The organism is Petrotoga sibirica DSM 13575 (assembly GCF_002924625.1).
Classification (GTDB): Bacteria; Thermotogota; Thermotogae; order Petrotogales; family Petrotogaceae; genus Petrotoga; species Petrotoga sibirica.
Window position 1 is genome coordinate 1 of sequence record NZ_JAHC01000027.1, and the last position, 13,766, is coordinate 13,766.

Annotated in this window: 15 protein-coding genes; all 15 read left to right on the top strand. The window is 32.8% G+C overall.

Annotated elements, in window-relative coordinates; all coding sequences use genetic code 11:
- The first annotated feature begins 53 nt into the window (after positions 1 to 53).
- Positions 54 to 1,265 carry a CinA family nicotinamide mononucleotide deamidase-related protein gene (locus AA80_RS06930; protein WP_166667803.1) on the top strand — a complete coding sequence of 404 codons (1,212 nt, stop codon included), beginning with the start codon at positions 54 to 56 and terminating at the stop codon, positions 1,263 to 1,265.
- A gap of 39 nt (positions 1,266 to 1,304) precedes the next feature.
- Positions 1,305 to 3,329 (top strand): chemotaxis protein CheA, encoded by a 2,025-nt coding sequence (locus tag AA80_RS06935; RefSeq protein WP_103877065.1) that lies wholly within the window; start codon positions 1,305 to 1,307, stop codon positions 3,327 to 3,329.
- 118 nt (positions 3,330 to 3,447) lie between these two features.
- The gene (locus AA80_RS06940; protein ID WP_243830554.1) at positions 3,448 to 3,876 is read left to right on the top strand and encodes a chemotaxis protein CheW; all 429 of its coding nucleotides are present in this window, start codon (positions 3,448 to 3,450) and stop codon (positions 3,874 to 3,876) included.
- Positions 3,877 to 3,904: 28 nt separating this feature from the next.
- On the top strand, positions 3,905 to 4,264 hold the full coding sequence (cheY, locus tag AA80_RS06945; RefSeq protein WP_103877067.1) for a chemotaxis protein CheY: 360 nt from the start codon (positions 3,905 to 3,907) through the stop codon (positions 4,262 to 4,264).
- A 5-nt stretch (positions 4,265 to 4,269) separates the two neighbouring features.
- Positions 4,270 to 4,644: a hypothetical protein gene (locus AA80_RS06950; protein WP_103877068.1), complete on the top strand. Its 375-nt coding sequence runs from the start codon at positions 4,270 to 4,272 to the stop codon at positions 4,642 to 4,644.
- Positions 4,640 to 5,407 carry a flagellar type III secretion system pore protein FliP gene (gene fliP / locus AA80_RS06955; protein WP_425014420.1) on the top strand — a complete coding sequence of 256 codons (768 nt, stop codon included), beginning with the start codon at positions 4,640 to 4,642 and terminating at the stop codon, positions 5,405 to 5,407. Before AA80_RS06950 ends, fliP begins: the two co-directional genes overlap by 5 nt.
- A 4-nt stretch (positions 5,408 to 5,411) precedes the next feature.
- Entirely contained in the window at positions 5,412 to 5,678 is a 267-nt protein-coding gene (gene fliQ, locus AA80_RS06960; protein ID WP_103877070.1) for a flagellar biosynthesis protein FliQ, read from the top strand.
- On the top strand, positions 5,679 to 6,452 hold the full coding sequence (gene fliR, locus AA80_RS06965) for a flagellar biosynthetic protein FliR (protein ID WP_103877071.1): 774 nt from the start codon (positions 5,679 to 5,681) through the stop codon (positions 6,450 to 6,452).
- Positions 6,374 to 7,507, top strand: a complete 1,134-nt coding sequence (flhB, locus tag AA80_RS06970) for a flagellar biosynthesis protein FlhB (RefSeq protein WP_233186844.1) — start codon at positions 6,374 to 6,376, stop codon at positions 7,505 to 7,507. The genes fliR and flhB overlap by 79 nt, the downstream gene beginning before the upstream one ends.
- A gap of 18 nt (positions 7,508 to 7,525) precedes the next feature.
- Complete coding sequence (flhA, locus tag AA80_RS06975; RefSeq protein WP_103877072.1) at positions 7,526 to 9,658, top strand: flagellar biosynthesis protein FlhA; 2,133 nt, start codon at positions 7,526 to 7,528, stop codon at positions 9,656 to 9,658.
- Positions 9,648 to 10,964: a flagellar biosynthesis GTPase FlhF gene (gene flhF, locus AA80_RS06980; protein WP_103877073.1), complete on the top strand. Its 1,317-nt coding sequence runs from the start codon at positions 9,648 to 9,650 to the stop codon at positions 10,962 to 10,964. Before flhA ends, flhF begins: the two co-directional genes overlap by 11 nt.
- Positions 10,961 to 11,815, top strand: a complete 855-nt coding sequence (locus tag AA80_RS06985; RefSeq protein ID WP_103877074.1) for a nucleotide-binding protein — start codon at positions 10,961 to 10,963, stop codon at positions 11,813 to 11,815. Before flhF ends, AA80_RS06985 begins: the two co-directional genes overlap by 4 nt.
- Positions 11,816 to 11,904: 89 nt before the next feature.
- Positions 11,905 to 12,603, top strand: coding sequence for a flagellar brake protein (locus AA80_RS06990; RefSeq protein ID WP_103877075.1), 699 nt, complete (start codon positions 11,905 to 11,907; stop codon positions 12,601 to 12,603).
- Between the two features lie 37 nt (positions 12,604 to 12,640).
- Complete coding sequence (gene cheC / locus AA80_RS06995) at positions 12,641 to 13,273, top strand: CheY-P phosphatase CheC (RefSeq protein ID WP_103877076.1); 633 nt, start codon at positions 12,641 to 12,643, stop codon at positions 13,271 to 13,273.
- Positions 13,266 to 13,763 carry a chemoreceptor glutamine deamidase/glutamate methylesterase CheD gene (gene cheD / locus AA80_RS07000; RefSeq protein ID WP_103877077.1) on the top strand — a complete coding sequence of 166 codons (498 nt, stop codon included), beginning with the start codon at positions 13,266 to 13,268 and terminating at the stop codon, positions 13,761 to 13,763. The genes cheC and cheD overlap by 8 nt, the downstream gene beginning before the upstream one ends.
- The last annotated feature ends 3 nt before the right edge of the window (positions 13,764 to 13,766 follow it).

The window sequence follows — 13,766 nt, forward strand, 5'->3', positions numbered from 1 at the left end:
ACTTTTCGTTTAGAAAGTGCATTTAAATAATATAAACTATAGGAGTGACACTTTTGAAATCTTGTATAATTGCAACAGGTAACGAACTAACAGAAGGTATTATATTAGACAAAAACTCAAAATACCTTGCTGAAAAGCTTAAATATATTGGATACGATACTTTAAAAATAACGAATGTAAAAGATGATTTACCTTTGATAAAATTATCCATTCGAGAAGCATTGGAAATGTGTGATACAATATTTATTACAGGCGGGTTAGGACCAACACAAGATGATTTAACAGTTCAAGCTGTTTCTGAATTTTGTAACATAGATATCGTATTAAATGAAGATTTATTTGAGAAAATAAAACAGTATTATTATAACAAAACTGGAAAATACCTAAGCATATTAAAAAAACAAAGCTATGTTTTAAAAAATGCCGAGATATTACAAAATCCTTTAGGGAGTGCGCCTGGTCAGAAAGTTCAGGTTAATGGTAAAACCATTTATTTATTGCCAGGACCGTATAATGAAATGAAATCAATCTTTGATTCATATATATATAATGAATTAAAAAGTGATGTGAAAAATGACGACATAGAATATTCATTTTATTTTTATGGTTTAACAGAAGCTGAGTTAATGCAAGAAGTTTCTGTTATCTTAAAAAATTGTGATTACTCTACTAAAATTGAAGAATACGTTGGTCCGAGTTTAAGGATTAGGATGCAAAAAAATGACGATTTCGAGCCTATATTGGAAAAGATACTATCTCAATTTAGTAAGTATTTTATTGGTTTCAAAAGTTTAGAAATTTCTTTATTTAACGCTTTAACGGAAGCTTCAAAAACACTTTCTTTTGCTGAGTCATGTACCGGAGGTATGCTTTCGGATACATTGGTATCCATTCCAGGTGCTTCTAATGTGTTCAAAGGTTCGGTGGTAACGTATTCTAATGATTCAAAAGTAAAATTATTGGATGTTAAAAAAGAAACGATAGAGAAGTTTGGAGCTGTTAGCGAAGAAACTGTCAAAGAAATGGCATATGGTTTGAAGAAAATTATGCAAAGTGATATCTGTGTAGCTGTTAGTGGTATTGCAGGGCCGAGTTCAGGAAGTGAACAAAAATCTGTGGGGACTATATGGTTTGGTTTTCTCACTAATGAAAATTTTGTTGCCCTAAAAGAAGTTTTTTCAGGAGACAGGAATGAAATTCGAAAAAGAGCAACCTATTTTGCCTTTTGGAATATTTTTAATTTGGTTCGAAATCAAAAGCCATAGTAAAGTGTATATAACGGTTTAAAATAGGAGGGGATAAAAGTGGCGAATTATGATGTATATTTAAATGTTTTTTTAGAGGAATCCAAAGAAAATATTCAAGAACTTAATGACCTTCTACTTGAACTTGAAAAAGATAAAAGTAATCTAGAAATAATAAACAATATTTTTAGAGTTATTCACACCTTAAAAGGTATGGCAGGGACAATGGAGTTTGATACGTTGGCTAAATTTTTACACAAATTGGAAAATGTGTTAGATTCTTTAAGAAATAAAAACATTGATTTAACCGATGATCTAATGGATTTTTTGTTTAAAACTTCGGACGCTTTGGAAGAGAGTATTTCAGATATCGCGCAAGGAGGGAAGGGCAGCATAGAAAAACTGGAAAAACTGTTAGATAAAATTGACTCGTTTGGAGAATTAGCTGGTTCGTCTAAACCTCCTAAAGATAAAACAGCTGAAAAAGAAGAAAATCCAGTCAACCAGAGTAACGACATTTATTCTAAAATGGACAACAAAACTAAGGAACTTTTGGAGAATGTTTTTAAAAAAGCAAAAGAAAGAAATCTTAACTTTTTAATTTTGAAGGTTATTTTAGAGGATGGTGTTCAGTTAAAACAAGCAAGAGCTTACGCTATACATCACAAATTAGAAGAAAACGGTTGTGAGATAGTTTATACCTATCCTAGTGTCGAAGAGATAGAAAAAGAAAATTTTGATAAAGAGTTGATTTTTGGGGTTGTTACCTCTAAAAGTATTGGGGAGATAGCAGAACTCGTCAATAAAATTGCCGAAGTGGAATCGGTTTATGTTGATGAATTTTCAACAAACAACCTATTTGGTTCAAAAGAGAAGAATAATGATAAGGAAGAAGACTTAAAAAAAGAAGGTTTAGAGAAGAACAACAAAAAAGAAGTTAAGCTTTCAAGAAGTATAAGAGTAGATATAAATAAATTGGATAATTTGATGAATTTAATGGCAGAACTCGTTATAGCTCGAAGTAGAATTATTGAAACTTTAAGTAAGTACGATGTAAAAGAAGTTGATGAAAGCTTAACCCAACTTTCAAGGATAACCTTAGATCTTCAAAATGTTGTTATGAAAATTAGAATGGTTCCTGTTGCGTTTGTCTTCAATCGATTTCCAAGGCTTGTACGGGATCTTGCAAAAGAATTAGGGAAAAAAGTGAACTTTGTTATTCAAGGGGAAGAAACGGAATTAGATAGAACCGTTGTTGATGAGATAGGTGAGCCTTTAGTTCATTTATTAAGGAACTCCATAGATCATGGTATAGAAGGTCCTCACGAGCGTTTGGCCAAAGGTAAACCTGAAACAGGAACGTTGAAGTTATCAGCTAGGCATGAAGGGAACGGAGTTATCATAGAAGTCGAAGATGATGGAAAAGGGTTCGATAAAAATGAAATACTCCGTACAGTTATAAATAAAGGATTGATCAGCTCATCAGAAGCATCAAAATTAAGCGATGATGAGATATACAATTTTGTCTTTTTACCAGGTTTTTCTACTAAAACCGCTGCTACTGAATTGTCAGGTAGAGGGGTTGGAATGGATGTAGTTAAAAGTACTATAGAGAGTTTAAAAGGTACTATTTCTTTGGAAACAAAAAAGGAAAAAGGCACAAAGATAAGTATTAGTTTACCTCTTACCTTGGCAATTATCGAAGCTCTTTTAATAACTGTAAATGATCATGTCTATGCGATACCTATCGCTAACATTGATACAACTCAAAGAATGAGTGATGGTGAGTTAAAAGTTGTCCAGGGTCAAGAAGTTTTCCTTTTGAGAGGGGAAGTAATGCCTGTAGTACGGTTAAGGAAGCTGTTTGGTTATGAAAAGAAAAAAGGTTCTTCAAACGAATATATTATTATTGTGAAATTGGGAAACAAAAAATATGGGGTTGTTGTTGATAAATTATTAGGTCAAGATGATATAGTTATCAAATCCTTGGGGTCTTTGCTGAGTGATGTTAAAGAATTTAGTGGAGGTGCAATTTTAGGAGACGGTAGGATAGCTCTTATATTAGATGTGGCTTCTTTAATATAATAAATAATTTAATTACTAAAGTAATTAAATGAAGGTGTGTAGTAAGGCTAAAGAGTTCTTAAACAAATTTCAGAAGTTAGAAAGGTATTATAAATAGTTGTAAAAGAGGGGGAAATATATGATGGAAGACGTGCTTTCTTTCAAAATTGTGGATCAAGAATATGCTTTGCCAATAGAGAATATAGAAAGTGTTGTAGATAAGACTGAGGTAACACCCGTTCCAAATTCAAAATACTTCGTAGTTGGTTTAATAAATTTAAGAGGAAGAATAGTTCCCGTTATAGAATTAACTAAGATTTTAGGAATTGAAGTTCCAAAAGACCACATTTATCAAAATATCCTTGTTTTAAAAATAAACGAAGAGGAAATAGGAATGTATGTAGATGAAGTTGAAAACGTTCTTTCTATCGATCCTGAAAAGTTGGAAAAATTCCAGTCAAATGAGTCAGTTTATTCAGATAAAGTTAAAGGCGTTGTAAAGATAGGAAACAGATTGATAGTATATCTTGATTTAGAAAGTATCTTAGAGACCGAGTTAGAAAAGTAAAAATTTTAAAGTCTTCGGAGGTGTTTTAATGGCTAAAACTGTCTTAATAGTTGATGATGCTGCATTTATGAGAATGATGTTAAAAGACATATTAACGAAAGGAAATTATGAAATAGTCGGAGAAGCTAGCAATGGTCAAGAAGCTGTCGAGAAGTATCAAGAATTAAAACCAGATTTTGTTACTATGGATATAACTATGCCCATAAAAGATGGTATTCAGGCTATAAAAGAGATTAAGAAAATAGACCCTAACGCTAAGATAATAGTTTGCAGCGCAATGGGACAACAAGCTATGGTTATAGAATCCATTCAGGCTGGAGCTAAGGATTTCATTGTAAAACCATTCCAGGCTAATAGGGTTATAGAAGCTTTACAAAAATTGGAGTAGTTTAAATGCCTACTAACTATGCAACTCCAACCAATAATTTGGTTAATGTGTCGTTTTGGTACTTAGCCATAATTTTACTCATCATACTTCTTGGGGTATTTTATTATATACTGGTTAAGACATTAAAACAGGGGCCAAAAAGTAAAGAAGTGAAGATGGTAAAAAAATATTATCTTGATAGGAATTTATACGTTGGAGTATTGAAAATTTTTAAAGAATATTACATTATTTTGGCTACTTCCAGTTCCAGTGAGATAATAAGAAAGTTAGAAGAAGAAGAGGTTCAGGAAATCATGAATGAACATCCCAAATTTCTTGAAACCTTTTCAAACATATTGAAAAAAGATAAAATTTCAAGGGAAAGGAAGAGGAAAAATTAGAAAAATAAAAACGATTATAACCCTTATTCTTTTTATTCTGACTCTTAGTTTAATTTTTCCTCAAAATACTATTCAACTCCCAGGAATAGATATACAAATAAACCCAAATGAAGAATTTAATACTTTAACGCCGACGTTGACAATACTTTTAATCGTAACCGTTTTGTCATTAGCCCCAGGGTTTCTAATGTTATTTACTTCATTTACAAGAATAGTTGTAGTGTTAAGCTTTTTGAGGCAAGCCATGGGCACTAGGCAAGCCCCTCCAAATCAAGTAATGTTGGCTTTGGCACTTTTTTTAACGATAATGATAATGTTTCCTGTTTTTAATGGGGTGTATCAAGAGGCAATTATTCCTTACAATCAAAATGAGATTAACTATCAAGAAGCTATACAAATTAGTTGGCAACAATTCAAAGGTTTTATGATTTCAGAGATTGTAGCCCATAAAAACGAAGACAATATCTATATGCTTTCATCTTCAATAAATATAGAGATAGATAATATCGAAGAAACTCCTTTTCAAATTCTTGTACCAGCATTTGCAATAAGCGAGTTGGAAATCGCCTTCAAAATGAGTATATTACTCTATTTGCCATTTATCATAGTAGATATGGTGGTAGCAAGTATTCTATTATCAATGGGAATGATCATGATACCTCCAATTCTGATTTCTTTACCTTTTAAAATAATGATTTTTGTAATGGTAAATGGATGGGACATCTTGATTGGTGGATTAGTAAGGAGTTTTGTGGGAGGATGATCTCATGAGTGAAGAGGTACTAATAGAGGTTTTTGAAAACGGTATACTTCTTTTTCTAAAAGTGGTCTCTCCAATTCTAATAATAAGTGTAGCCGTGGGGTTGATTATCAGTGTATTCCAAGCCGTTACACAGCTTCACGAACAAACGTTGACATTTGCACCTAAAATTATAATAACCTTTCTTGCTTTGGTTTTGATGTTCTCTTGGATAATGCAAAACTTATCAGATTTTTCATTTGAGTTATTCACATATTATTTGGGAATGATTTAGGTGGTATTAGAAAACTTAACATACCAATTATGGATTTATTTTTTTATCTTTGCCAGGATGGCTGGAATTACTTTTTTTATCCCTTTTTTTAGTACTGCTTTCGTTCCTGTTCAGGGAAAAGTCTTCATAACGCTCTTTATTTCTTATTTGGTGCTTTTTGAGGTTAACGGCACTTTTCCCATAAATTCACCACCTATAGTGATAATATTCTATTTGTTAATGAATTTTGTTTTTGGAAGTAGTGTAGGATTAATCGCCAATATTTTGTTTTATGCCTTTCAATTTGCTGGGGAAACGATAGGTATACAAATTGGATTTGCAATGGCGAATGTTTTCGATCCTGTAACTAGCGATGAGATCTCTTTAATTTCGGAATTTTCATTTTTGTTGAGTATGTTGCTTTTTTTTATCTTTAAAGGGCCATTAATTTTATACTCAATAATTATAGATTCTTTCAACAAGATTCCCGTTGTTTTTACTCTAACACCTGATGGATTTATGATTTTTTCTCAAAAATTATTTAATGTATTTACTATCGGACTTCAACTTTCTATGCCATTTATTGCATTTATGATACTTTTAAAGGTTGCTTTGGGAATAGTATCTAGATTGATTCCTCAGGTTAATGTTTTTATGGTGGGTATTCCACTACAAATACTGGTAGGATTTTTACTTTTTTTAGGAGTGATTTTGATTTGGGAAGATCAATTTACATCTCTATTCTTTCAACTGATAAAATGGATAAAAAACTCAATGATTCTTCTATTTCAATAAACCTTCAACTCTTTGCTGATCCAGATAAAACAGAAGATCCCACGCCTAGACGGTTAGAAAAAGCTCGAGAAGAAGGTAACATTCCTAAATCGAACGAATTTAACATGGCTGTTGGTTTTTTATCAATTTCCCTTTTCTTGTGGGTAATATTTGAGCCTTTACTTAACGATATTTTTAAGGTATTTTACGATTATTTATCTTTAGATTTAGATTTTTCACCAACAGATTTGCTTGGATATGAGATTAGCGCACATATGAACTTATACATTAAATTGGTACTGTTTTTTGGTGTTGCCGTTGTAGTTTCTACCCTTTTGGGAATGATTCAAACCAAATTTTTGTTTACTTTTAAATCTTTAAAATTGGATTTGAGCAAAATAAATCCCATTAAAGGATTTAAAAGGTTATTTTCTCTAAGATCAGTAGTGGAACTTATAAAAGCTCTTTTAAAATTAAGTATATTAGGATTGTTAACCTATAATATAATAAAATCTAATTGGTATAAGATACTTTCGTTGGCAGAGGAAGAAACTTCTTTCTCCTTTAATGTGATTTTTGATTTAGTTATTAATATACTTTTTCAATTAGGAATAGTTCTGCTTCTACTCAGTTTGTTTGATTTTTGGTATCAGAGGTATGAATATAAAAAAGAGCTAAAAATGAGTAAGTATGAGGTCAAACAAGAACGAAAAGAAATTGAAGGGAACCCTGAAATTAAACAAAGACAAAGAGAATTGATGAGAAATTTAGCAAGAAGTAGGATGATGCAAAAAGTTCCCGAAGCGGACGTTGTTATCACCAATCCTACTCATTATGCCGTTGCGATAGAATACAAACCTGAAGAAATGCAGGCTCCGATAGTTGTAGCAAAAGGGAAAGATGAAGTAGCCTTTAAGATAAGAGATATTGCTTTTAAACATGGAATTCCAATCTTAGAAAGACCTGGTTTGGCAAGGGAAATTTATGAGAAAGTTGACTTAAACGAAGAAATTCCAGAAGATCTATATACCTTAGTTGCAGAAGTACTAGCTTACGTCTACAAACTCAGTTATTAATTCACTGGAGGGTTAGCGATGAATTTTAATAGAATAAAAGGGTTAGATATAGTAATTTCCATACTCATCGTGGGAATAGTTGTGTTGATGGTTATACCTATTCCTACCTTTTTGCTAGACTTTTTGCAACTATTGAACATAATCGTTTCTATTGTAATCTTATTGGCTACCTTATATTTGAAAAGGGCTTTGGATATCTCTATTTTTCCATCTTTGTTATTGGTTATGACCATTTTTAGGTTGGCCTTGAACGTTTCGTCTACTCGTTTAATACTGCTAAACGGTAAAAATTTCGAAGGAAAAGTAATAAGGACCTTCGGTGACTTTGTTGTTGGTGGAAATTATATTGTGGGAATCATCCTCTTTTTGATCCTTGTTATAATACAATTTCTTGTAATAACTAAAGGAACAGAAAGAATATCTGAAGTTGCCGCAAGGTTCACTTTGGATGCCATGCCTGGCAAACAGATGAGTATAGACGCTGACATGTCTTCTGGGTTGATTAACGAAGAAGAAGCTAGGCAAAGAAGAGAAGACATACGAAGAGAAGCCGACTTTTATGGAGCTATGGATGGAGCTAGTAAATTTGTAAGAGGGGATGCGATCGCTGGTTTAATAATAACCCTTATCAATTTAGTTGGGGGTTTAATAATTGGGATGTTACAGCAGGGACTAACGATTGCAGAGGCGGCAGAAGTATTTACCCTACTTACCGTTGGTGATGGGCTAGTTGCTCAAATTCCTGCGTTGTTGATTTCAACCTCTGCAGGTATGATAGTATCAAGAGCCGCTTCAAAAGATAATTTTGGTGTTGATTTAATAAGACAACTTACTTCTGACTCAAGGGTTTTGAATATAGCTGGTGGAATAATAATATTTTTAGGTATGTTGACACCAATTCCAATTTTTCCTTCGTTGATTTTAGGAGGAAGTTTACTTTTTGTAGCTTACGTGAGCAGAGTGAGTAAAGGTCAGCTAGCGTACGAAACTCCTGGGTCAAGCGGGGGGGGAATGAGTGCTTCAACCACACCAAAAGGTGAAAAAAGGGGCGTTTCTGTCGGTTTTGCACCACCTCTTACAACCCCAGAAGAAGTTTCAGAAGTCTTACAAGGAGATACAATTGAGGTAGATATTGGTTATGGATTGATTCCTTTAGCTGATCCAAATCAAGGTGGAGACCTATTAGATAGGATAACCGTTGTTCGAAAACAATTAGCCTATGAATTGGGTATAGTTATCTCTCCCATTAGAATAAGGGACAGCGTTCTATTAAGTTCGAACGAATACGTCATTAAATTAAGAGGTGTTGAAGTTGGGAGATTTGAATTGATCCCCGATAGACTTCTTGCTATAAACTCAGGCATGGCTTCTGAAGAATTACCTGGTATAAAAACAAAAGAACCTGCCTTTGGTTTGGGAGCCTTCTGGATAGACGAGAGTTTAAAAGAGGAAGCTATAGAAAAAGGCTACACAACTGTTGATGCACCCAGTGTTTTTGCCACTCATCTTTCTGAAACCATTAAAAAATATGCTCACGAAATTATTGGTACCAAGGAAATAGAAATATTGATAGATGGATTGAGAGTTAATTATGCCAACATTGTAGATACCCTTATTCCAACAATGCTAAAAATGCATGAACTAAAAAAAGTTTTAAGTGAACTATTATATGAAAGAATTTCAATAAGGAATCTACCCTTAATTTTTGAAAGTTTGGTAGAGGCAGTAGATAAATATGGGAACAATATTGAGAACTTAGTAGAGTATGTTAGAAGATCTTTAGGTAGGCAAATAGCGGAAAATTTAAAGTCAGACGATGGAGAACTACATGTTACCGCATTGGATCCATCTATAGAGAAAAAATTATCTGAATCGATTAGGGAAGCCGATTCGGGAAGGGTTATAATACTCGAACCAGAATATTCAAATATTTTGGTACAAAAAATATCAAAATCTCTAGAAAATATGATGATGAAAGGGTTTAATCCTATATTAATCTGTTCTAAAAACATAAGATATCCGTTTGCCAGATTTATATTAAAATTTATTCAAAACATTAGTATTATTGCTTACGAAGAGATACCTTCGGATACTTCTCTCAACGTGAACGAAATAGTGAAAATAGAAGGTGAGAGATCCAATGCAAATTAAAAAACTTACAGTAAAAACAATTTCTGAAGCAATGGAAAAGATAAGAAGAGAATTTGGTGAAGATGCCTATATTTTAGAAACAAAAAAAATTAAAAAAGGGGGTTTTTTTGGAATCGGTGGAGAAAAACACATTGAAGTAACCGTTTTGAGCGAAGAAAATAAAAATTATCAATACAATACTCAAAAATCAAAAAAATACCCAAAGGAAGTTGATAATACCTATTCGTTAAACGATCTGATAAAAAGGAATACACCCGAATTTTATAGAAAAAAAGAAAAAGAACAAAATATATCAAAACCATCGTATTTAAACATCGAAAAAGAACCCAGTGACAAACGTTCGAAAGATGATTTAACAGAGTTTATAAAAACAAGTAGGGAAATATCCTCTAAGATAGACAAAAGTGCAGAAGCCTTTTACCATCGATACAATGAAAAGGAATCTTCTGAAGGTAACATAAAAGATAGTTTGAAATTAGAAGAGTTGATGAATATGGTTAAACAATTGAATAAAAAAATGGAAGCAAACAATTTCTACCTTCAAGATATAAAAGATAAGTTATACGAAAAATCGTATTCAAGGACTTTCATTGAATCCTTTTTAAATCAATTGAACGATTTGAAGGTCGAAGAAAATTGGAAAAATCAAGAAATTATAAGGACAAGATTTGAAAAAAAGCTTTATCAAAGCTTAGAAATTTTAAATTTTGGTGATATAAAAGGTAAAGTTATGTTTATAGGTCCCACAGGTGTGGGAAAAACAACAACTTTGGCCAAAATAGCAGCCAACTTGAAAAAAATGAATAAAAAAATTGCTTTAATTACAATTGACACTTATAGAATAGCTGCAACAGATCAGTTAAAAACTTATGCAGATATTCTAGGTGTTTCGCTTCATATTTGTTATACCCCCTCTGACCTCCAAATTGCTTTGGAATCACTTCTGAATTTTGATGTAATTCTAATAGACACTGCAGGGAGAAGCCATAAGAACGATTTACAGATGGGAGAACTCAAAGTGTTCAAAGATGTAGTTGAACCTGATTACAATACAATGTTAATATCTTCCAATACCAATTGTGAAGATATGATGCATATTTATGATAATTTTTCTTTTCTAAAACCCAACGCGTTAATTTTTACAAAGATAGATGAAACCTCATCATTTGGGCAATTATTTTCTTTCTTAGAATATTCTAGAGTACCTTTGTTGGGGATAACAAACGGTCAAAGAGTTCCTGAAGATTTGAAGTTTCCTTCTAAAGAATGGCTGACCCATGCAGCAGTGGAGGAGGTATTTAAATGAACCGAATATATCAAGATCAAGCAGCTGGTTTAAGGGAAGAGTATTTAAGCTCACAAACAAAGATTATAACAGTCGTAAGCGGAAAAGGTGGAGTCGGAAAGTCGGTATTATCAGTGAATATCGCTGCTGATTTGGCCGCACATGGGAAAAGAATACTTTTATTTGATTCGGATGCAGGCTTTGCAAACGCTTCTATTTTGATGGGAAACACTGTGAAAAATACGTTGAGTGAGTATATGAGGGGGAATGTCACCTTCAATGAGTGCGTTCAAGATACAGAGTATGGTGTTAAGATAATAAGCAGCGGTTTTGATTTTACAGATTGGAAGGTCTTTCAAAATAATTTTAATGACTCGATAATGGATGAATTTTTAAATTTGTTGAAAGAAGTGGATTTTTTTATAATAGATGTAGGTGCAGGTTATTCTGAAAAACTCAATAATTTTTATCTAAATTCGGATACGATATTTTTAATAACCGTCCCAGAACCGACAGCGGTAGTTAACGCCTACAGCTTGCTGAAAGCTTTATCGGTTTTGAATGTAAATGGGGAAATAGAGATAATTCTTAACATGATTAAAAATAAAAACGAAATAGAGATGGTTAAATCCGTCTTAAGTAGAACTACAAAAAGGTTTTTAAACAGAGAAATTAATAACTTTCATGAAATTTCTTACGATGAAAACGTTCATTTTAGTGTTAGGAGGCAGATACCTTTAATTTCATTGAAAGAAAACAGTAAATTTTCGAAAGATATAAAAAAGATTACCTCCAATATACTCAATATAAAAACCTCTTCCCACACCAATTTTACACAGAGATTGAAAGAGATTTTTGGAAAAGACCATTGATCTACGAAAAAAAGTTGTAAAGTTTACTTTATCCTTCAAGGTAGGTTGCGCGAAGATGATAAAAATAGCATTAAGAAAAGGAGTTTAAGATGTCTGATTTTGTGGAAAAAGTAAGTTCAAAGAATGTTTTATACACTAATATGCCTTTGGATTTAGAAATTCAAGAAAAAGGAATTCAAGGGATTTATAAAAGTATCTTATACGAATATGACCTCAACACTAATCTAGCTAAAATTGGAATTCCTATTTTTAAAGGTGCTTATCTGAAAATTTTTCGAGGTACAAATCTAAAAGTAAGAGCATACTCTTCAAGGGCAGTTTATTTATTCAAAAGCAAAATTTACAGCAGTGGAAAAGAAGGGAATATAGGGTACCTTATGATAAACATTCCTGAAACAATCGTTAGGGTACAAAGAAGGGAACACGCTAGAATTCCTGTTTCTGAAGAGGGTACCTTTTATCTCAAAGAGGAACAAGAAAATAGCAAAAACCAGGAGAACGTTCAACCCACCCAATACAGGTTTATAACTAAAGATTTCAGTGCTGGAGGATTGTCTATTGTTACCTCTAAAGAGTTGAAAGTAGGGCAAAGAATAATATTAAAGCTATCTTTAAAAAATGAAGTCAGACTCGAAGACATGGAATCACAGGTTGTTAGGTTAATTGATAAAACTACAGGTGGAGAATTCGTTTATGGAATTACGTTTTTAAACTTAACAAGAGAAAAAGAAGAAGAGCTGGTGAGGTTCGTTTTCAAATTAGAACGGGAATTATTTAAAAAGATTTGATACAATACCTTTTTCATATTAAAAAGGGGGAAGTTCAATGTCAATCTATGATGAGATCAACGAACAGAAATTAGATGCATTAAAAGAATTGGGAAACATAGGTGCAGGTAATGCAGCGACAGCTATTTCAACGATGTTGAACAAAAAAATTGATATCACGGTTCCATCCGCTGAAATTATACCTATTTCAGAATTATGGGAGGAGTTTAGTGATCCTGAAGGCATAACAGCTGGCGCTATGGTAGAAATTGGTGGAGAACTTCATGGGGCTATTTTGTTTCTGCTAGGAACCCAAGAAACAAAACAAATCTTGGAACTGTTAATGCTCCCCAGGCCAGAAGATTTAACGGAAATTGATGAAATGACTTCTTCAGCCATTGGAGAAGTTGGCAATATTATGTGTAGTACTTATATATCTGCGCTTTCAAATTTTACAGGTTTGAACATACATTCCTTGCCCCCAAAAATTACCGTAGATATGTTAACAGCCATAGTTTCCGAAGCTTCTCTTATGGTTACTGAAGGTAGCGATTTTGTAATCCTAATTAGAACAGATATAAATATTGAAGAGTATGAAGGGAACGTAACATGCTTCTTAATATATTTATCAGACGAAAATAATATTATAAAATTATTAAAAACCTTAGGAATGGGGACAAATAATGAGTGAGAGTAAGAAAAGAATAATAGGAATTGGTGAATACATTGTAGATAAAAATCCTTCTATTTTAGTCACATTAGGATTAGGTTCCTGCGTGGCGGTTTGCCTACGAGATAAGAACAACCTCATTGGAGGTTTGGTCCACATAATGCTTCCTGAAAGCAGAAGCAACAAAAATGATCAGAAGATCGGTAAATATGCAGACACAGGTATAAAAGCGATAATAGATGGAATTGTAGATTTAGGTGGAAATGTTAAATACCTTGAAGCTAAGATAGCAGGAGGAGCAGCTATGTTCAAAAATTCTAATAATTCCTTGAATGTAGGAAGTAAGAATGTTGAGGCGGTTAAAAAAATTTTGAAAGAAAACAACATAAAAATACTCGCTGAAGATACTGGTGGGAACAGAGCCAGAAGTGTGGAATTTAACATTGCAAATGGGGAACTAAAGGTTAAAAAGGTTGGTGGAGGAGAAAAGGTAGAAATCACAGTAATTTAAGGT

Bases quoted from the DNA above. Each gene is read 5' to 3' on its own strand.
- cheY (WP_103877067.1), top strand. From the start codon at position 3,905: ATGGCTAAAACTGTCTTAATAGTTGATGATGCTGCATTTATGAGAATG.
- AA80_RS06940 (WP_243830554.1), top strand. From the start codon at position 3,448: ATGATGGAAGACGTGCTTTCTTTCAAAATTGTGGATCAAGAATATGCT.
- cheC (WP_103877076.1), top strand. From the start codon at position 12,641: ATGTCAATCTATGATGAGATCAACGAACAGAAATTAGATGCATTAAAA.
- fliQ (WP_103877070.1), top strand. From the start codon at position 5,412: ATGAGTGAAGAGGTACTAATAGAGGTTTTTGAAAACGGTATACTTCTT.
- AA80_RS06990 (WP_103877075.1), top strand. From the start codon at position 11,905: ATGTCTGATTTTGTGGAAAAAGTAAGTTCAAAGAATGTTTTATACACT.
- AA80_RS06950 (WP_103877068.1), top strand. From the start codon at position 4,270: ATGCCTACTAACTATGCAACTCCAACCAATAATTTGGTTAATGTGTCG.
- flhA (WP_103877072.1), top strand. From the start codon at position 7,526: ATGAATTTTAATAGAATAAAAGGGTTAGATATAGTAATTTCCATACTC.
- flhF (WP_103877073.1), top strand. From the start codon at position 9,648: ATGCAAATTAAAAAACTTACAGTAAAAACAATTTCTGAAGCAATGGAA.
- AA80_RS06985 (WP_103877074.1), top strand. From the start codon at position 10,961: ATGAACCGAATATATCAAGATCAAGCAGCTGGTTTAAGGGAAGAGTAT.
- cheD (WP_103877077.1), top strand. From the start codon at position 13,266: ATGAGTGAGAGTAAGAAAAGAATAATAGGAATTGGTGAATACATTGTA.